This is a genomic window from Lysinibacillus sp. COL-1 (assembly GCF_059814265.1).
This window is the reverse complement of the sequence record NZ_JCAWSJ010000004.1, coordinates 3,491,505-3,510,387: the sequence shown is the minus strand read 5'-3', so window position 1 is coordinate 3,510,387 and position 18,883 is coordinate 3,491,505. Positions and strand designations below refer to the sequence as shown.

25 protein-coding genes are annotated in these 18,883 nt (G+C 37.2%); 18 read left to right on the top strand and 7 right to left on the bottom strand.

The genetic code is table 11. The features are described from left to right. The first annotated feature begins 12 nt into the window (after window positions 1-12). The 7 genes from AC6BKE_RS25655 (at window position 13) to AC6BKE_RS25625 (ending at window position 5,642) form a co-directional block, all read left to right on the top strand. The gene (locus AC6BKE_RS25655) at window positions 13-1,380 is read left to right on the top strand and encodes a bifunctional metallophosphatase/5'-nucleotidase (protein ID WP_058844835.1); all 1,368 of its coding nucleotides are present in this window, start codon (window positions 13-15) and stop codon (window positions 1,378-1,380) included. Between the two features lie 33 nt (window positions 1,381-1,413). Further along, window positions 1,414-2,523 carry an HD-GYP domain-containing protein gene (locus AC6BKE_RS25650; RefSeq protein ID WP_036119715.1) on the top strand — a complete coding sequence of 370 codons (1,110 nt, stop codon included), beginning with the start codon at window positions 1,414-1,416 and terminating at the stop codon, window positions 2,521-2,523. A gap of 23 nt (window positions 2,524-2,546) precedes the next feature. Further along, the gene (gene yunB / locus AC6BKE_RS25645; RefSeq protein WP_051891599.1) at window positions 2,547-3,344 is read left to right on the top strand and encodes a sporulation protein YunB; all 798 of its coding nucleotides are present in this window, start codon (window positions 2,547-2,549) and stop codon (window positions 3,342-3,344) included. 106 nt (window positions 3,345-3,450) lie between these two features. Continuing rightward, complete coding sequence (gene lipA / locus AC6BKE_RS25640; RefSeq protein ID WP_036119719.1) at window positions 3,451-4,368, top strand: lipoyl synthase; 918 nt, start codon at window positions 3,451-3,453, stop codon at window positions 4,366-4,368. 33 nt (window positions 4,369-4,401) lie between these two features. Further along, window positions 4,402-4,749, top strand: coding sequence for a YutD family protein (locus AC6BKE_RS25635; protein WP_036119722.1), 348 nt, complete (start codon window positions 4,402-4,404; stop codon window positions 4,747-4,749). Between the two features lie 117 nt (window positions 4,750-4,866). Next, window positions 4,867-5,394, top strand: coding sequence for a D-glycero-alpha-D-manno-heptose-1,7-bisphosphate 7-phosphatase (locus tag AC6BKE_RS25630; protein ID WP_058844836.1), 528 nt, complete (start codon window positions 4,867-4,869; stop codon window positions 5,392-5,394). 59 nt (window positions 5,395-5,453) lie between these two features. Continuing rightward, window positions 5,454-5,642: a hypothetical protein gene (locus AC6BKE_RS25625; protein WP_170829885.1), complete on the top strand. Its 189-nt coding sequence runs from the start codon at window positions 5,454-5,456 to the stop codon at window positions 5,640-5,642. An 86-nt stretch (window positions 5,643-5,728) separates the two neighbouring features. On the opposite strand, the gene AC6BKE_RS25620 is transcribed toward AC6BKE_RS25625, so the two are convergent. Beyond that, window positions 5,729-5,995, bottom strand: coding sequence for a DUF3055 domain-containing protein (locus AC6BKE_RS25620; RefSeq protein ID WP_036119730.1), 267 nt, complete (start codon window positions 5,993-5,995; stop codon window positions 5,729-5,731). Between the two features lie 88 nt (window positions 5,996-6,083). Between AC6BKE_RS25620 and AC6BKE_RS25615 the strand changes: the two genes are divergently transcribed. Together AC6BKE_RS25615 and AC6BKE_RS25610 are read left to right on the top strand one after the other, a co-directional pair. Further along, window positions 6,084-6,542: a DUF86 domain-containing protein gene (locus tag AC6BKE_RS25615; RefSeq protein ID WP_036119733.1), complete on the top strand. Its 459-nt coding sequence runs from the start codon at window positions 6,084-6,086 to the stop codon at window positions 6,540-6,542. After that, window positions 6,539-7,291, top strand: coding sequence for a TIGR01457 family HAD-type hydrolase (locus AC6BKE_RS25610; RefSeq protein WP_036119736.1), 753 nt, complete (start codon window positions 6,539-6,541; stop codon window positions 7,289-7,291). Before AC6BKE_RS25615 ends, AC6BKE_RS25610 begins: the two co-directional genes overlap by 4 nt. Window positions 7,292-7,371: 80 nt before the next feature. Here the strand turns inward: AC6BKE_RS25610 and AC6BKE_RS25605 are convergent, their stop codons facing one another. Then, window positions 7,372-7,608 carry a YuzB family protein gene (locus AC6BKE_RS25605; protein ID WP_036119739.1) on the bottom strand — a complete coding sequence of 79 codons (237 nt, stop codon included), beginning with the start codon at window positions 7,606-7,608 and terminating at the stop codon, window positions 7,372-7,374. Window positions 7,609-7,877: 269 nt separating this feature from the next. On the opposite strand from AC6BKE_RS25605, the gene AC6BKE_RS25600 reads away from it, so the two are divergent. Beyond that, window positions 7,878-8,942: an NAD(P)/FAD-dependent oxidoreductase gene (locus tag AC6BKE_RS25600; RefSeq protein WP_036119742.1), complete on the top strand. Its 1,065-nt coding sequence runs from the start codon at window positions 7,878-7,880 to the stop codon at window positions 8,940-8,942. 71 nt (window positions 8,943-9,013) lie between these two features. Here AC6BKE_RS25600 and AC6BKE_RS25595 read toward each other — a convergent pair whose 3' ends face one another. Further along, window positions 9,014-9,349 (bottom strand): YuzD family protein, encoded by a 336-nt coding sequence (locus tag AC6BKE_RS25595; RefSeq protein ID WP_036119745.1) that lies wholly within the window; start codon window positions 9,347-9,349, stop codon window positions 9,014-9,016. An 83-nt stretch (window positions 9,350-9,432) separates the two neighbouring features. On the opposite strand from AC6BKE_RS25595, the gene AC6BKE_RS25590 reads away from it, so the two are divergent. After that, complete coding sequence (locus AC6BKE_RS25590; RefSeq protein ID WP_004228295.1) at window positions 9,433-9,669, top strand: NifU family protein; 237 nt, start codon at window positions 9,433-9,435, stop codon at window positions 9,667-9,669. Window positions 9,670-9,717: 48 nt separating this feature from the next. Here the strand turns inward: AC6BKE_RS25590 and AC6BKE_RS25585 are convergent, their stop codons facing one another. Beyond that, window positions 9,718-10,410, bottom strand: coding sequence for a DUF2225 domain-containing protein (locus AC6BKE_RS25585; RefSeq protein ID WP_058844838.1), 693 nt, complete (start codon window positions 10,408-10,410; stop codon window positions 9,718-9,720). Window positions 10,411-10,596: 186 nt separating this feature from the next. Between AC6BKE_RS25585 and AC6BKE_RS25580 the strand changes: the two genes are divergently transcribed. Beyond that, window positions 10,597-10,971 carry a HesB/IscA family protein gene (locus tag AC6BKE_RS25580; protein WP_036119760.1) on the top strand — a complete coding sequence of 125 codons (375 nt, stop codon included), beginning with the start codon at window positions 10,597-10,599 and terminating at the stop codon, window positions 10,969-10,971. Between the two features lie 212 nt (window positions 10,972-11,183). Here the strand turns inward: AC6BKE_RS25580 and AC6BKE_RS25575 are convergent, their stop codons facing one another. Continuing rightward, window positions 11,184-11,705 (bottom strand): GNAT family N-acetyltransferase, encoded by a 522-nt coding sequence (locus AC6BKE_RS25575; RefSeq protein ID WP_342504467.1) that lies wholly within the window; start codon window positions 11,703-11,705, stop codon window positions 11,184-11,186. A gap of 71 nt (window positions 11,706-11,776) precedes the next feature. Here AC6BKE_RS25575 and AC6BKE_RS25570 point away from each other — a divergent pair, with 71 nt between their 5' ends. Next, on the top strand, window positions 11,777-11,920 hold the full coding sequence (locus tag AC6BKE_RS25570) for a hypothetical protein (protein WP_499858227.1): 144 nt from the start codon (window positions 11,777-11,779) through the stop codon (window positions 11,918-11,920). Here AC6BKE_RS25570 and AC6BKE_RS25565 read toward each other — a convergent pair. After that, the gene (locus AC6BKE_RS25565; protein ID WP_036119763.1) at window positions 11,917-12,468 is read right to left on the bottom strand and encodes a hypothetical protein; all 552 of its coding nucleotides are present in this window, start codon (window positions 12,466-12,468) and stop codon (window positions 11,917-11,919) included. The two genes, AC6BKE_RS25570 and AC6BKE_RS25565, sit on opposite strands and share 4 nt — an antisense overlap. 169 nt (window positions 12,469-12,637) lie before the next feature. Between AC6BKE_RS25565 and AC6BKE_RS25560 the strand changes: the two genes are divergently transcribed. The 5 genes from AC6BKE_RS25560 (at window position 12,638) to AC6BKE_RS25540 (ending at window position 18,202) form a co-directional block, all read left to right on the top strand. Then, window positions 12,638-13,135, top strand: a complete 498-nt coding sequence (locus tag AC6BKE_RS25560) for an NUDIX hydrolase (RefSeq protein ID WP_058844840.1) — start codon at window positions 12,638-12,640, stop codon at window positions 13,133-13,135. A gap of 24 nt (window positions 13,136-13,159) precedes the next feature. Continuing rightward, the gene (locus AC6BKE_RS25555; protein WP_058844841.1) at window positions 13,160-14,911 is read left to right on the top strand and encodes a sensor histidine kinase; all 1,752 of its coding nucleotides are present in this window, start codon (window positions 13,160-13,162) and stop codon (window positions 14,909-14,911) included. 6 nt (window positions 14,912-14,917) lie between these two features. Further along, complete coding sequence (locus AC6BKE_RS25550; protein ID WP_058844842.1) at window positions 14,918-15,655, top strand: LytR/AlgR family response regulator transcription factor; 738 nt, start codon at window positions 14,918-14,920, stop codon at window positions 15,653-15,655. A gap of 118 nt (window positions 15,656-15,773) precedes the next feature. Beyond that, window positions 15,774-17,567 carry a carbon starvation CstA family protein gene (locus tag AC6BKE_RS25545; protein WP_058844843.1) on the top strand — a complete coding sequence of 598 codons (1,794 nt, stop codon included), beginning with the start codon at window positions 15,774-15,776 and terminating at the stop codon, window positions 17,565-17,567. 305 nt (window positions 17,568-17,872) lie between these two features. Next, window positions 17,873-18,202 (top strand): YuiB family protein, encoded by a 330-nt coding sequence (locus AC6BKE_RS25540; RefSeq protein ID WP_036119784.1) that lies wholly within the window; start codon window positions 17,873-17,875, stop codon window positions 18,200-18,202. Window positions 18,203-18,292: 90 nt separating this feature from the next. Here AC6BKE_RS25540 and AC6BKE_RS25535 read toward each other — a convergent pair whose 3' ends face one another. Beyond that, window positions 18,293-18,817: a divergent PAP2 family protein gene (locus AC6BKE_RS25535; RefSeq protein ID WP_499858226.1), complete on the bottom strand. Its 525-nt coding sequence runs from the start codon at window positions 18,815-18,817 to the stop codon at window positions 18,293-18,295. Between the last annotated feature and the right edge of the window lie 66 nt (window positions 18,818-18,883).

Below are 18,883 nucleotides of genomic sequence, written 5' to 3'. Positions count from 1 at the left end.
GAGGTGGCTTTAATGCTTGAAAAAATCCATATTTTTCACACAAATGATTTGCATAGTCATTTTAAGTATTGGCCACGTATGCAAAGCTATGTGAAAGAGATGCGTAACAATCTAGCGGCAATAGGGGAAACAAGCTATTTATTTGATGTTGGAGATCACTTAGACCGTTCTAATATTTATACAGAGGCGACGGTTGGGAGAGGCAATGTACAATTACTTAATGAGGCAGGTTATGATGTAGTGACAATCGGTAACAACGAAGGCATTACATTGTCACATGAAGAGCTCTTCCATTTATATGATGATGCCAATTTTGAAGTTGTGGTGGCGAATGTCTATGCCTCTCAAGGGGAAAAGCCATCTTGGATGAAGCCCTATGTTATTTTAACAACAGAAACAGGTACAAAAATAGGTGTAATTGCTGCTACAGCCATGTTTGAAGTGTATTATCAAGAATTAAATTGGCATATGGACGATGCCCGCAGTACATTGCTACGTCTAGCACATCAACTACGTAAAGAGGTTGACATTGTTGTGTGCTTGTCACATTTAGGCATTACAGAGGATGAGCTCTTAGCGGAAGAATGTCCCGAAATTGATGTGATATTCGGGTCCCATACACATCATGTCTTGCCAACTGGCAAACATATCAATGGTGTTTTACTGACAGGTGGAGGGAAATTTGGCCAATATACAGGTCATCTTGTCATAGAATATGATAAAAAAATGAGGAAAATTGTTGAAAAAGAGGATACTTTAATTCATAATAAGGATTTGCCAATTGTTAATAATGAACAGAAAATGGTACAGTTTTGGGAGGATGAAGGTAACAGAATACTGGATACACCAGTCTTTACAACAAATAAATCCTATAACAAGGAATGGTTCCATTACTCACAGCTATCAGATTTATTTGCACATGCCATTTTGGAAAAAAGCGGTGCCGACTGTGCATTGTTCAATGCAGGTATCTTTTTAGATGGTTTACCGAAGGGCACTGTAACTGCGCTAGATTTGCATCGAATTTTTCCACATCCTATTAATTTATGTACAATTGAATTATCCGTTGCAGAAATGAAAGAAATTTATATGCAATCCAAAAATGAAGAGTGGCCCTATATCGAATTAAAAGGTTTAGGGTTTAGAGGCGTTATTTTTGGGAAAATGTTGACATATGGATTTTCAATGAATGACAATCGCCAATTATTGATTAATGGCAAGCTAGCGGATCACGATCATATTTATAAACTTGTGACGTTAGATTTATTTACATTTGGTTATTTTTATCCAAGCTTTAAATATGCGAAGAAACAATATATTTTACCTGAATTTTTACGAAACATTATGATAGATTATGGTCAAAGATTCTTTAAACAATAGAGAGAGTTTAAAGAATGGATTGGGGAAGAAATCATGCGATTAATTTCAATCGATGTATTAAAAGAAGGAATGGTATTAGGTAGAACCATTTGGAATGAGGCAGGTCATCCACTTTTAAAGAAAGATGTTGTTATTAATGACCGGATTATTCAACGACTTCAACAGTTAAATATGCATTATCTATATATTAACGATGATATTTCTGAAGGTATAGAAGTAGAAGAGACCGTTCCACCTGCTATGCGAAATAAAGTGATTACAACTATAAAGGATTCATTCCAATCCATTGATGGTTGTAATCCCGTAAATGCCTCTTATATATTAGATCAGCAATCAAAGACAATTGTCTCAATTGTAGATGAACTACTTTCTGCAGTTACTGGAAATGATGAAATTTTAACTATTTTAACAGATGCTTATTTATTTGATGAATATTTATATCAACACTCCTTCCAAGTGACCTTGTACTCCATTGCGATTGCCAAAGAGCTTGGTTATTCGGCTGAGGATTTACGCTTAATCGGTATTGGTGCTTTACTGCATGATGTTGGTAAACTCATGGTACCTAAAGATATATTAACAAAGCCTGATCGCCTCACTAATGATGAGTTTGAAACAATGAAAATGCATGCTCGTTATGGTTTCGATTTATTGCGCAATTTACATTCTATCTCATTACTTGTGGCACATTGTGCTTTTCAGCATCATGAGCGAATTGACGGAAGCGGCTATCCAAGAGGGCTTGTTGATTTTGAAATTCATCCTTTTGCCAAGATTATTGGCGTGGCAGATGTTTTTGACGCAGTTACAACCAATCGTGTTTACCGTGAAAAGATGCTACCTTCACAAGGGTTAGCAATTGTTGAAGCAGGCTCTGGTACTCTTTATGATGCTCGGGTTGTAAAAGCGTTAAAAAGGGCAGTGGTCCACTATCCAAATGGCGTTATTTTAAAATTATCGGATGGACGACGCGGTATTGTATCCAGACAAAATACATTGGATGCAGCATTACCGTGGATTCGTATTTTTGAAGAGCAAAATCAATTGCTCGCAGCTACATATGAAATCAATTTAGTGGATTATCCTAGTGTTTCAATTGAAAGTGTTGAGACCGATTACGTGGCTTCCGCAAAAGTAGAATAAATTGCTCCCCCTGTTCATACGTTATGGAACAGGAGGAGATTTTTTTGTTTTTCCCTCGAAAAAGGATGAAATTACGCTCATATAATCAAAGGGGAATACGTCTTAATCGATTAACAATTTTAATTGTAAGTACGGTTATTTGCCTTATATTATTTATTTATTATTTAAACGAACGGCTCATGCCAACCTATTTGCAGTATGCCGAGGTACAAACCACTAAGATTGCGTCATACGTTGTGAGCAAAGCCATTAATTCACGTACCTCAAATGTATTAGATGTCAATGATATCATTCAAGATATTCCTCCCGGTACATCTGAAATGATGACGACTAAGTTTAATACAGAAATTATTAATCGTGTTCGAGCAGAGACATTAGAGCTTGTTAAAATGTATTTAGAGCAAGCTGAACAAGGAGAATTATCGCATTTACCTGAATTAGATAATGTTGAATATGATATTAACAGAATTCAGGAAGGTGATGGTATTGTCTTCTTTGTACCTCTTGGTCAAGCGGCCAATATACCTTTGCTCGGAAATTTAGGGCCAAAGATTCCGATACGCTTCCACGTGATTGGAAATGTTCATAGCAATGTGACGTCCTCCATTCAGGAATTTGGGATCAACAGTGCTTATGTGGAGGTAGGTATTCATTTAGAAGTCAATGTACAGATTATTGTCCCGTTCGCTAGTAAATCTTCAACCGTTGCACAAGATATCCCTGTAGCAATGGGCTTAACGAGAGGTCCTGTTCCAAACATTTATACAAATAGTAGTGATGCACCGCAACCCTCCATCGAAATACCTGTCCCTTATAAGTAGAAATGTTATTGTGATAGTTGTTGGAGCTCCTTTAATATGTTACATTGACAACAGTGAAGATAGTTAATATTAAAAAATGCATATTTTTGATAGGGGCGATATTCGTATGACATCTTGTAAACCTACAAGTAAAGAAGAACATGTAAGAAAACCAGACTGGCTAAAAATAAAACTAAACACGAACGACGAATATAAAGGGCTTAAAAAGCTGATGCGTGAGAAAAATCTGCATACAGTATGTGAAGAAGCTCGCTGTCCAAATATCCATGAATGCTGGGGAGAAAGACGTACTGCTACCATGATGATTCTTGGTTCCGTTTGTACACGTGCTTGTCGTTTCTGTGCAGTCAAAACAGGGTTACCCAATGAACTAGATTTGGCTGAACCAGAGCGCGTTGCAGATTCAGTAGCAATTATGAACTTAAAGCACGTTGTAATCACAATGGTAGCGCGTGACGATTTAAAGGATGGCGGTGCGCAAGTATTAGCCGAAACAGTTCGTGCTATTCGCCGTAAAAGTCCTTTCACATCTGTTGAGGTGCTGCCATCAGATTTAGGTGGTATAAAAGAAAACCTTCAACTGCTAATGGATTCGAAACCAGATATTTTAAACCATAATATTGAAACGGTACGCCGTTTAACACCAAGAGTACGTGCTCGTGCAAAATACGAACGCTCATTAGAGTTCCTTCGCTTGGCTAAAGAGATGCAGCCAGAAATTCCAACGAAATCATCGTTAATGATTGGCTTAGGCGAAACACACGAAGAAATTTTAGAAGTAATGGACGATTTACGTGCGAATAATGTAGATATTATGACAATCGGTCAATATTTACAGCCAACGAAAAAGCATTTACCAGTTAAAAAATATTATTCACCAATTGAATTTGGTAAACTGCGTAAGATTGCCATGGAAAAAGGCTTTAAACATTGTGAAGCAGGCCCACTTGTACGTAGTAGTTATCATGCAGATGAACAAGTAAATGCTGCAACAAAAGAACGTCAATTACAAGCAGAACTCTAAACGTCAAGGCTGAACGAAAAGGGTGGTGTCACTTTGATCATAATTGAAGGATTAGAATATGAACTAATAAAGGATTATCGAGAAGCCTTTCAGGAGGAAGTTTTTCAGGAAAGGTATTCAGATATTTTAGCCAGATACGATTATATTGTAGGGGATTGGGGCTATAATCAATTACGTTTAAAGGGTTTTTTTGATGATAAAAATCAAAAATCAACTTTTGATACGAAAATAAGTACGCTTCAAGACTATCTATATGAGTATTGTAATTTTGGCTGTGCTTATTTTGTGTTACGTAAAACGGGCAAAGTCATGAAACAGCCCGAAGTGTTGGATACAAGTGTGGTAACAAAGCCAACAGACCAAGAACCTTTAGCGGAATAAAAAAGATAAGAGAAACCTGATGTGATAGGCATCAGGTTTTTTCTTGTGTCCTTGTTTTCTTTTGCAGTAATGGGGGAAAACTAAAGCACAAAACAGCTTATTAAAGGTGTGTTGCATATGAAAAGAGCCGTATTTTTAGATCGCGATGGTGTCATCAATGAGGTACTAACGAGTCGTGTGAAATTTGTCAATAAGCCTAAGGATTTATACTTTTTACCACAGGTGCCTGAGGCGATCAAGAAGTTAAATAAACATTTTGATTATGTGTTTGTTGTGACAAATCAAGGTGGTGTCGGTTTAGGTTTCATGAAGGAAACGAGCTTACAGAAAATACATGAGCATATGGTGAAGGAGCTCAAGAAAAAAGGCGCCACTATCCATGAGGTCGTTTATTGTCCACATAAGCCTAGGTCGGGCTGTGCTTGCCGAAAGCCCAATAGTAAATTAATTGTGGATTTAGCGAGGAAATATAACATTGATGTATCTAAATCCTATATGGTTGGTGATACGGACACGGATATAATTGCAGGCAAACAAGCAGGAACAAAGGGTGTATTTTTAGGAGACCAAGATCCATTAGCAGATGCCGTTTTCCCAGATTTAATAAGTGCTGCACATTGGATTATTGAGGATTCAACGACTTAATTAGTGTGAAAAAAAGAAGTATAAAACATTAAAAAAAGGATAATTTATGAGTGGAGGTGATGATATTGGCAAAGAACAAGCGCGATAAAAAGCCATTAGATCGTGAGGAATACGGATATGGTTTTGATATAAGTGTAGATGATTTAGCGGTTATTGGTCAAAATCAGCAAGCAAAAAAACAAAATGATGAAGAAAACAAAGACAATAAGCCCCATAATAAAAATAATCCATCTACTTTAAATAAATAACAATACGTAAAAAGATTTCGCAATCGCCTACAGGGTAACGCGGAATTTTTTTATGCCCTATAAAAAAACACCCAATAAAAAGGGTGTTAGTTCAATAATTCACGTAAATATTCTCGTAACTCTATCGTTTCTTCCTCTGTGCGATTGTACACATGTTCTAAGTAACCAGGTTCTTCTATATCATCAGGGCCGATGATAGCAAAGCGACCAAATTGAATATCCATGACAAGCACTTTTCCAAAGAAGCGGCCTGATTGTAAAATAGCTAAATCATAACGTAGCTTTTTCCCAGCAAAACTAACAAAGCGTGTTTTTGTATCTTCTACATCATCATATAAAAAAAAACGTTCCATCTTTTAATCTCCTTCCAGTCCTATAGTTATGGTACTATAGAAGAGAAAAGACTATCAACTTTTAATGATTTGAATGGGGGCTTTCCTTGTGTATTTTGTAGATCGTAATAAAATCACAAAAAATTTACAGTACTTAGATGGGCTATTAACTATTTTGGAGACAGAGGATAATGATAACTGGCTTCAAAATGATATAAAGAAATTAGCTATCGAGCGAATTGGACACAACATTATGGAGTCAATGATGGATGTAGGCAATTTAATGATTGACGGTTTCATTATGCGTGATCCAGGAAGCTACGAGGATATCATCGATATTTTAGTCGATGAAAAAGTTGTAGCTGCTGAAATGGAAGCACCATATAAAGCAGTTGTTGGCTTGCGTAAAATGCTTGTACGCGAGTTTATAGATGTAGATATCCCAGAGGTTATTCAGGTACTAACAGCCAATTTAGAGGCTTTAAAGCAATTCTCGCCAGCAGTCCACCATTATTTAACAAATGAATTAGGGCCAGTTTCAGCTTTTTTACCAGAGGACCATCAATGAAACAATATAAAGCCTATTGCTTTGATTTAGATGGCACTGTCTATCGCGGGAAGGAAGGAATTCCTTCAGCGGTTGCGTTTATTCATCGTTTACAGCAAGCAGGAATTGAGCCATTTTATGTAACGAATAATTCTTCGAAGACGCGAGAACAACTGCAGGAAGCTTTAATGTCTATTGGTGTAAACGCACCATTAGAGCATATTTATTCAAGTGCATTGGTAACAGCAAAATATGTGGCACTTCATTTCGCAGGCAAAAAAGTAGCCATGATGGGCACAGATGGAATACGTCAGGCATTACTCAATGAAAATATTGAACCTGTTGAAGATGAGCCGGAAGTATTTGTTATGGGTATTGATCGTACGCTTGATTATATGGCACTTGCTAGAGCAACGATTTTTGTCCAAAAAGGGGCAACCTTTATTGCGACTAATCAAGATATTAAATTCCCGACAGAGTACGGCTTTTTACCAGGCAATGGTTCTTTTGCTCGCTTAGTAGGAGAGGTTGCAGATGTTGAACCAATCTATATTGGTAAACCATCACCAGCTATGCTGGAAGTAATCGCTACAGAACATGGAATGGCTAAAGAAGACATGGTGATGATCGGTGATAACTATGACACGGACATTATGTGTGGTATTCATTTTGGCTGTGACACCATTCATGTGAATACAGGTGTTACTCCTACAAAGGTTGTACTAGAAAAAGAATGTCAACCTACATATGTAGTGGATGTATTAAAATAATAAAAGGATGTTTATGCTGATTTTTAGCATAACATCCTTTTTATTTGTTCAAATTTATTTCATATAGGCATTTTAGAAAACTACCATAATGGATTTTCTTCAATAAATTGATAAATGGCTTTCGTTAATGCATCAGGAGAATCGGCTTCTACTAATTCACCATTTACAATTGCATAAAAAGATTCCGAGCACTTTGTACAATAACTGAGGCAGCCATATTCCAAAACGTCGATGTTTGGGTCGCGTTCGAGTACTTCATAAGTTGCTTGAGAGCCATTTGCTAAATTACTTATACAAAATTCAACCATTGGATTCATTCATGTCACCTCACCAAAGTAATGCTACTCGGTTTTACGATTTTCGTCAATTATTTATGTTTAAGGTAAAAGAAACGTTTTTTGATAAAAGATAAAGGGAATTCGTTATTAATAGCTCTAAAATCAATCGAAATGAACAAGTTCTCATTTATTATGTGAAATCTTTCACAAAATTTCATTCTGATATTGTGAAACTTCTCACAATCGGTTATACTCGTTTGTGGATACTTTGTGAACAATTATTAAAAGAGATATAAAAGGAGACTATTATGGGTAAATTAGTACTTTTAGGTGGCGGCTACGGCAATATGCGTGTCATGCTTCGTCTATTAAATAGCTTACCATTAGACAGAGAGGTAGTTATAGTAGATAGAGCCCCTTTCCATAGTTTAAAAACAGAATTTTATGCATTGGCGGCAGGGACTGCAACAGATAAAGAAATTCGTGTAAGCTTCCCAGAGCATGAACGTTTAACGGCTGTATATGGAGAAGTCGTTGAAATTAATCGTGCAGAAAAAGTAGTCCTTTTAGAAGATGGGCAACGTATTGAATATGATGATTTAGTCATTGGGCTTGGCTGTGAAGATAAATATCATGGTGTACCAGGTGCGGAAGAGCACACATATAGCATTCAAACGATGGGACAATCGCGCGCAACATTCCAAGCACTTTGTGGTTTACCAGCTGGGTCTACAGTGGGAATTGTAGGGGCTGGCTTGAGTGGAATTGAGCTTGCAAGTGAGCTACGTGAAAGTCGATCAGATTTAAAAATAAAGTTATTTGACCGTGGTCAACGTATTCTTAAGGATTTTCCAGAAAAACTAAGTAAGTATGTAAAGGATTGGTTTGTTAAGCATAATGTTGATGTTATAGCCAACTCCAATATTACAAAAGTAGAACCAGGTAAAATTTTCAATCACGAAGATGAAATTTTACTCGATGCTGTCGTTTGGACTGCAGGTGTACAGCCTGTCAAAATCGTTCGTGATATGGATGTTGAGAAGGATAAACATGACCGTCCACTTGTCACTCAGTATTTTAATGTACTTGATGATGAACATGTCTATATTGTAGGGGATTGTGCTTCATCAGATTTACCTCCAACAGCACAGTTAGCTGAGGAACAAGCGGAGCAAATCGTAAAAGTACTTCGTATGCGTTGGAAAGGTGAACATTTACCAGAGAAGATGCCGGACATTAAATTAAAAGGCTTCATGGGGGCTCTTGGTAAAAAACAAGGCTTTGTGTACTTAGCTGATACAACAGTCACTGGACGTATCGCGCGCTTAATGAAATCAGGATTATTATGGTATTACAAACGTCAAAATGATTAATTAGCTACTGTCTTTCATAGAGAGAAAAGGGATTGCTCTAACATCATGTTGAAGCAATCCCTTAGCTTTGTTTAAACAGTTTCGTCTGGAACAAAGCCTAAATTTTCAAGTGCTGTAAATACAGGCTTTAATTGCACATAGCCTTCACCAACAACTTCATTATTTATGAGGACAAGAGGGTAAAAAAACTCATCTTCTTGAATACGTTTGGCATACTCTTGGTCGCGATCATTCTCAATTGGACCTTCAATATCAATATAGCGAATATCGTAGGTGTGATCTGGGTACTTACGGTCGATGGCTGCTTGAAGCCACTCATATGTATCTTTTGAAGATGGAGCATTGACACAGCTAGCACAGATAACAGCTGTTCCATAAATTTCAATCATCGGTTTTGTTGATGGCATAGTATTTTCTCTCCTTGTGATTCAATATTGGATTTTTTCTGTTGCTAACATTATAATCATTATAAGGAAAGGAGTCGAGATAAATGGCAGAAGCAACAATTAACGACCAAGTACAAGAGGTATTAGATAAATTACGTCCATTCTTACTACGTGACGGTGGAGACTGCGAATTAGTAGATGTTGAGGATGGCGTTGTTAAATTACGTTTATTAGGTGCATGTGGCAGTTGCCCAAGTTCTACGATTACATTAAAAGCTGGTATTGAACGTGCTTTACTAGAAGAAGTACCAGGTATTGTGGAAGTAGAGCAAGTATTCTAAGCTATCATAAAAAGTTCTAGCTGTCAGCACAGCTAGAACTTTTTTCAGCTATACATGGCGTGCATGTTCTTTCTCTTCACGTATAATGGCCCATTGCTCTTTCGCCATATCCACAATTTTTGCTTCGCCCCCAGCACTTTGTTTTTCAATGACTCTTGAAAAGAAACGTGTGGCATTTTCAATATCTCCAATGCGTCTGGATAATTCAGCAATCATATACATGATGCGGACAGCTGACATTTGTGTGGAGCTGTAATCCTCGGTAGAATAAGATTCCATATAATAATCACGTGCTAATTTCATAAAGCGCTCCTCTTGTCCACTATTGTTCAACGAACGATAGAGCCAAGCAAGACGTAAAGTTAATCCGGCAATCGCTACATTTTTTTCTTTTTTAATTGTCCCACAAAGAAAAGCTAACTTATAGGCTTGAATCGCTTGAAATACGGTACGTTCACCCTTGAAATCATGGTGCACCCATTTTTCCGTAATGTGTGTACGAATTTCATCTTGAATACCTGGTGCAAAATATTTTGTAAAGTCTTCTGTAAAGGAGAAGCCGCAATGCTCGCAAACAAAGACGTTGTAATAAAGAGCATTGACATCATCTGCATAGATCGGTTGAAAATCTGTTTCGGTATGGTCTACTTTAATAAATTTTGAGCGTACCTTTAATGTTGGAAATTCTTTTTTGCAATTCAAACATTGAATTTTTTTTTCGTAATATGGTGAAATCTCCATATATATTCCCCCCTACAAAGAAGTCGTTGTAACTATTATACCAATAGAGTTTTTATTAACATGAATAAAAAATACTAAAAATGTGAAAAATATTAGAATTATGACTAAAAATCGACTTGAAGCTGAATGTTTGTCATACAATGGTCAAAATTGATATGATAATACGTAAGAAGGAAGGTGATTGGGATGACAAGTACAAAAAAAGTAATAGAAGTTACACAAGCTGCTGGCTTTCATATTAATGAAATGATGGAGCATAATGAAGAACAAGGTTCTTTTTTACGTGTAGTGGTGAACGGTGGCGGCTGTAGCGGACTATCCTATGGCATGCACTTTGATCAAGAGAAAAAAGAGGATGACTTTGAAGATGTACAGCATGGTTTAACAATTCTTGTTTCCCGTGAAGATGCGCCGATTTTGATGGGAACAAAAATTGACTATAAACAATCGCTAATGGGCGGTGGCTTCACAATTGATAATCCAAATGCTATTGCATCATGTGGCTGTGGTACTTCATTTAAAACAGCTAAACGTGAAGGTACACCTGAGGTTTGTGAATAAAAACTTGTATCAAGAAGTTGATAGATAAGTGTACACAATCCTTAAAATAAGAACACAACCCTAAAATAGCGGTTTAGGGTTATAGATACCAAGCCTTTTTGATTTGTATGTTGGGATAACAACAAATTGAAGAGGCTTTTACTATGGTTTGCAAACATAAAAATTTAAAACGAAAGCCCTGTTTATATAATGAAACAGGGCATTCTAATAATCTAAAATTTATAATACCAAAAAATCGCTATTTCATTTGCTGTTGGAAAGTTTGCATAAAGCATTGTATCCACTGCACCTATTATAAAGTGATTTTTGGCATAAAAATGACAAGCTGAAACATTGATATCCTGTGTTTCAAGAGTGAGACCACAAAAGCTCTTTTCTTTTGCCCACTCAATTGCTTTATTTAGTAAGGCAGTACCAACACCCTTTTTTCTATAATCCTTTGCAACAGCAATATCTTCAATAAGTGCATATCCATTCCAATTAGAGCACATCTTAATCTGCCCAACACAGTTGTTTTCAATATAATAAAAAAATACAGCTTTCTCGACTTCCTCTATGTAACGAAGGTCCATTTCATTATCATCATATTTCTTGAAGTAAGGCTCAGCAAATATTTCCTCTGTGAATGTCCAAATATTATTTGCATATGTCGGTACAATCCTTCCTGAAACCATAAAACCGTCGTTTGTTTTATTAAAATCCCTTAGATTATCTTGAGTCATTTTAATAATCATTTTCATCTCCCTTTCTCCATTGAGGTAGGATTTCTACCTATCTTAAGCCAAACTAACATCTACCTTCTTTAATGGAATTCCCGACAGCAGGAAATTGGAATTTACATGTTTACATTGGTGAGACCCTCTTTAATGAAATAATAGTTAATGTACAATCAGTTCTAAGAAAAGCGCTTCTTTCATTGATAATGAAAGAAGTCTTTTTCATGGGCTAATCAGATTTTTCACGCTCAATAAACTTTGCCTCATTTAAAATAGCTAGCTGGTAAATGGCCCTTTTTTCATCGAGACCAAATTGTCCGTTTTCCTCGATAACAAATTGTTCATTGTTTGTTGTTTGAAAGTAATACGTTCCTACAGAGCCTATTTCATATTCGTAGATAACCTCATTTATATCTTGCCATTTATAAATAATTTGTTTGTGATAATGTTGAAAAACGATTTGATCCTTTTGTATGGCGCTATAGCTTAAAAAAGAATAATAACCTAATACGAAGCTGCTTAAGATGATTGCAGAAGAAATGGCGTAAATATATGGATTTCTTTTTAATCCGAGGACAATCAAAGCTAATACTATCAATCCGATGGCTATTAAAAGCATAATAAAGTTGCTAGGAGGTGTAATCAGTACGACATTATCCCTATTAAAATAAAATGTATGCGATATAGTTAAGGGCATAAAAAAGGCAAGAAAAGGAGTTAATATTGCTAACATAAGTGCTGTTATAAAGTACTTTGCTCGCACTGAGAGTGCATTTAACATAAGGTCTCCTCCTAAATCAAACTTCCTTGTTATTGAAAGTGTAACATATTTACAAATAAGGTATGTATACGCATTTTTATAGTATATAAAGATTGGTCTTAAAATTCTGAATAAAAGCTTCATTCCATTGAAAGCAAGCAGGTATAATAGTTAGATAGAGGTGAAGGTTATGAAAAAAGATCGAGGAAAAATATGGTTGGGTGTATCAGGTGTTACGGTCAATGAGCTTGGACAATGGTTAGTTGTGAAAAAGGCTTATAGCGGCTTGAAAGGACGTTGGTCATTGCCAGCAGGGTTTGTCAACGCAGGTGAAACAGTGGATGAGGCGGTCATTCGTGAAATCAAAGAAGAAACAGGAATTGATTGCAGTGTATCAGGCTTAATTGGATTTAGAACGGGTGTCATCCGTGATGACATTAGTGATAATATGGCGATTTTTTATTGTCATATGCTAGATGAGCAGCAACAGGTATGCATTCAGGAAAAAGAAATACTAGAAGCCAAATGGTTGTATCCTCATGAGCTAGCACAGGATGAAACAACCTCGGTTATGTTAAAAGAAATGGCATCCAATCAATTCGAAAAACATCAATTAGAAGCGATAGAGGGGATTAATCCTGGCGATATTTTTGGTTATACCTCTTATCGACTGTTCTTTAAAAAATGATATGACTTCAGGAGGAAGGCTATGATGGAGTTATTTTTATTTATGCTGGAGCGAGTCGGTTTGATCATTGTGTTTGCCTTTTTAATGTCCAGATGGAGACTTTTTCGAGAGAAGCTGTTTCAGGAGCAAGGAAAGAAGGAGAAAATATGGCTTATCATTATCTTTAGTAGCTTATGTATTATTAGTAGCTATACAGGTATTAAAATTGAAAGCGGTACGATTCATCCTTTAAATCAGATGATACATAGTACGATCAATGCTGAGGAGGCTATTGCTAATACGAGGTTAATCGGCGTAGCCATTGCAGGTATTTTTGGTGGGCCCCTTGTAGGTGTTTGTGTAGGGATTATTGCAGGTGTTCACCGAATTACACTTGGGGGCTTTACAGCGATAGCCTGTGGTGTTTCGACGATTCTTGCTGGCTTTATGACAGGTGGATTAAGCAAACGTTTCAAAATACGTCAAACTTTTTCCTATAAGAAAGCTGTCATTATTGGAATCTGTGCGGAAACGATTCAGATGATTGTCATTTTAGTAGTCGCGAAGCCATTCGAGCAAGCTTTGCAGTTAGTATCGTTAATTGCGCTGCCAATGATTTTGATGAATGCCTTTGGGATATTTTTATTTTTCATGATTATTAAAACATTTATTGATGAGGAAGAACGGACAAAAGCTTTACAAACACATCAAGCTTTTTCGATTGCCCAACAAACGATTGAGCATTTTCGTAAGGGTTTGAATGAAGAATCATGCCAAACGGTTGCTGAAATTATTAAAAGGGAAATAAAAGTAGAGGCGGTCGCTATTACTGATAAAAAGGGCATATTGGCACATGTCGGTGTTGGTGAGGATCATCATTTAATTCATCGTGAAATTATGACAGCTCTAACGAAACGTGTATTAAAGGAAGGCGAAATTTTAATGGCTACTTCGGCAAAGGAGATTCAATGTCCACATGATGGTTGCCCATTAAGCGCTGCCATTGTTCTGCCTTTAATGGTACAGCAGCGCACTGTTGGAAGCTTAAAGCTCTATTTCACGAAAGCAGAATCTTTAACAGGAGTGAAGAAGGAGCTTGCGGAGGGCTTAAGTAGACTATTCTCCTCACAGCTCGAATATGCTGAAATTGAACAACAGCGAAAGTTATTAAAAGACGCTGAAATTAAAGCATTACAGGCACAAGTTCATCCTCATTTCTTCTTTAATAGTCTGAACACGATTTCGAGCTTGATCCGAACAGATGCAGATGCGGCAAGAGCACTATTGATCAAACTAAGCACATTTTTTAGAAGCAATTTGCAAGGCGCACGGCAAATGCTCATTCCATTAAAAAATGAAATTGATCATGTTGAGGCTTATTTATCCATTGAGCAAACAAGATTTCCTAATCGTTACGAAGTCGAATTTATGATGGATGAAACACTCTTTGATGTGCAAATTCCTCCATTTACATTACAGCCTCTTGTTGAAAATGCTATTTATCATGCCTTTAAAAACCGCAAGGAAGGCAAGATTTTTGTCAAAGTACAACGAGTGAACGATAAGCTAGTACTAGTAACGGAAGATAATGGCTGTGGTATGAGAAAAGAACAGGTGAAACAGCTCGGTAAACATATTATGCAATCGGAGCAAGGAACAGGAACGGCGTTATGGAATATTTACCAACGCATTCATGAAATTTACGGCACAGAGGCAGATTTTCATATAGCGAGTACATTGGATGTAGGAACGAAAATAATGATTCAACTGCCGCTAAAGGCGACTAGATGGGAGTAGAAAAGATTGAATGTATATATTGTGGATGATGAACCGTTGGCACGCGCTGAGTTGAGGTATTTATTAGAGCAAACAGCGTTAGTAAATGTTTGTGGCGAATCTGAAAATCTAGAGGACTTTTGCAAACAGTATGAACAGATAGATTGTGTATTTTTAGATATTGAGTTAGGAATGAATAATGGACTCGATTTAGCTAAGCAACTACTGTTAGATGCACAAAGACCCGAAATTATTTTTGCTACAGCCTATGATGAATATGCATTACAGGCATTTGAGGTCAGTGCCTTTGATTATATTTTGAAACCATTTGAGGCACAAAGAGTACAAGCTACTGTGGAAAAGCTATTAGCTAAAAAAAGAGCTGCCCAGGTAAAAACAATGGAAGAAATAAAGTTTTCACAGTTGGACAAGCTCGATAAATTAACGGTTTATGTAAACGATCGAATTTTATTAATGAAAATACAGGATATTTTATATTGTACATCTGAGGACAGTAAAACGGTGGTTGTGACAGAGCAAGGGAGATTTTTCGCTTCGGAGTCATTGGCAGCGTTAGAGAAGAAGCTGGCTTTAAAAGGTTTTGTGCGTGTCCATCGTGCGTTCATTGTTAATTTAGAGCATATTGTGGAACTAGAGCCTTGGAGTAGTTCTAAATATAATTTAATATTGCACAACAGACATTCAATTCCGGTTAGTAGGCTGTATATGAAGGATGTACGGAAAATTTTTGACCTATCAAAATAGTTGCATTTCAATAGAAGAATACGACATTTCAACTTTGATTTCTGACATTTCAGTTAATTTTATGAATATGGGGGACATTCCTTTGCTATGATGTGAAAAAAGTAAAAGGGGTGTTTGCATGAATGCGATTACAATTGTGATAGGATCTATTTGTGTTTTGGTGATTAGCTATCGTTTGTATGGCATATTCTTTACAAAAAAGGTACTCAAAATAAAAGATGATACGCCCACGCCAGCGCATGCTTTGGAAGATGGTAAGGACTATGTTCCGACGAATAAATGGGTAACCTTTGGGCATCATTTTGCAGCGATTGCCGCCGCAGGGCCGTTGGTTGGACCGATTTTAGCTGCACAGTTCGGGTATTTACCTGGACTTCTATGGTTATTAATAGGAGCGGTAATTGGTGGGGCTGTCCATGATGCTGTTGTGTTATTTGCTTCCATGCGTCATGGGGGGAAATCCTTATCAGAAGTGATGAAGGAGGAGCTTGGTCCTATTGCTGGCTTCTGTACAGGCCTTGCGATGCTATTTATTATTACGATTACTATGGCAGGTCTTTCAATGGTGGTGTTAGGAGCTTTAGAACGTAATCCGTGGGGAACGTTTGCGGTAGGGATTACTATTCCAATCGCGATACTAGTAGGGATTGCTTATCGAAAAACAGGCAATTTAATTTTAACATCCACAGTAGGCTTTATTTTATTGATGATTGGCGTATTTATCGGGCCACTTATTCAAGGTACAGCATTTGGTGAATTTTTAACGTTTGACCGTGATACATTAGCTATTATCTTACCGATTTATGCCTTTTTCGCCGCTGCCTTGCCTGTATGGCTATTACTAGCCCCACGTGATTATTTAAGTAGTTTCATGAAGATTGGTGTATTTATTGCATTAATTATTGGCGTTTTCTTTGTCAATCCTGCTATTCAGTTCCCGCCGTTAACAGAATTTATTCATGGCGGTGGCCCAGTAATTGCAGGTCCTGTATGGCCATTTGTGTCTATTACGATTGCCTGCGGAGCTATTTCAGGCTTCCATGCTTTTGTAGGCTCAGGAACGACGCCTAAAATGATTGATCGTTGGGAAGATATTCGTATTGTTGGCTTTGGCGCAATGTTAGTAGAGTCATTAGTAGGCGTGATGGCCTTGATTGCAGCTACAGCCCTTCATCCAGCAGACTATTTTGCGATTAACTCAGCACCAGCTGTATTTGCCACATTAGGGATGGAGCCTGTTCATTTACAAGCCTTGTCTCAAAGCATTGGCATGGATTTAGAGGGACGAACAGGAGGCGCTGTAACTTTGGCTGTTGGAATGACAGATATCTTTACAGGCATTCCTTGGTTCGCAGAGTTATCTTCTTATTTCTATCAGTTTGTGATAATGTTTGAGGCTGTCTTTATTCTAACAGCCATTGACGCAGGAACGAGAGTAGCGCGCTATTTGATTCAAGACTTTGGTGGCAATGTTTATAAACCATTGAAGCGTACCAATTGGGTACCGGGTACAATTTTTGCCAGTGCACTCGCCTGCTTTATGTGGGGCTATTTATTGTATTCGGGAGATATTAGCTCCATTTGGGTATTATTTGGTGTATCCAATCAGCTGATGGCAGCTATTGGTTTAGTATGTGGAGTGACGATGGTATTGAAGGTGGCAGATAAGCGAGTTTATGCGTTAACATGCTTTATTCCATTGGCTTATTTATACGTCACTGTCAATGTTGCAGGCTATTGGATGATTAAAAATGTGTATTGGAATCCAGCAGCTGCAGGCTTCAATATGTTAAATGGCATCTTATCCGTTATTATGCTGATGCTCGGTTTATTAATCGTCATCACAGCCTTTAAAAAATGGGCACAGCTTTGGAAATCACCGAAGTTCTTGCTAGCTCAAACAGCTTCATAAAGAAACAGTAAAACTATTGAAGATTAGAAGTCCTATCTTCAATAGTTTTTTGATGATAAAAGCGGGAAAATACTCGCGATGAAGGAAGGAATACTCGCAGAAGACAGGGAAATACTCTCGATAGGAGGAGGAATACTCGCGGAAGACAAAGAAATACTCTTGTTAAGAGAAAGAATACCTGCAAAAATCCACGATAACTGAAAGATTAACTAAATATGTCGAACAAGCGAAAACAAGGATATGTTCATTGAAAGCGTTGTCGTAATCATGTAAACTAATGAGAGGAAAACGGAGGTTATACATACATGGATGGTCCAGTTTCATTAGTACAGTTAATCATTTCAATATTGTTATTTTTCGTCATGTTCTTTGGTATCGGATTTTTGTTAAATATGCTGTTACGTATGACATGGTTAATGTCGATTGTGTATCCAATCGTTGTCATCTTTATTGTAGATGAAGTAAGCTTCTTAGATTATATTTTTAAGCCAGGTTCTGCATTCCCAGCACTAATCGATAAATTACAGGCGCTACAGTTTGTAGATATTGCTATTTTATCAGGTGGATTTGCGGGTTCCATTGTGGCAGGTATCGTGATGATTTATTTACGAAAAAGTGGATATCGAATGTTCTAACTTGCTGAGTATTCTTCTTTCAATCGAAGGAAGAATACTTTTTTTATACAAAAAAACACAACCTCCCTCTAGAGGATGTGTTTTTATTGCTTATAATATGAAAAACTCGTAGGTTATGATGGCGATAAAAATACCTGTGAGAGCCCCAAAAAATACTTCGCTTCGTTTATGACCTAATAATGTTTTTAATTCCTCCATTTTCTCCTGCCCATCCATCTGAGGCCATTTTTTTAAATCATGGAGCAATGTTTGGAAGTCCTTGCGCAGCTGATTTAATATAGCGGCATGCTGTCCTGCTTGGTAACGAACACCACTGGCATCGTACATCACAATAATGGAAAACATAGCGGCTACTGCAAAAATAGGGGATTCCAACCCCGTCTCATAAGCAATCGAGGTTGCCAGTCCAGTGACTGAGGCAGAGTGAGAGCTAGGCATACCACCCGTCGAGGTAAACAGGCTCCAATTCACTTGTCTAGTCATTAAAAAATGGATGGGGATTTTGACAAACTGTGCAAAGAGAACGGCAAAGAGGGCAATTAGTAATGGGGTATTTTGAAGTAAACTCAATTCATCACAACCTTCGCAAATAATTGATTTTATTATAACATTCATTATTTTCTAAAAGAAGATACAGGCAAATATTACGTACTTTTCAGAAACTTCGTTATAATAGTATAT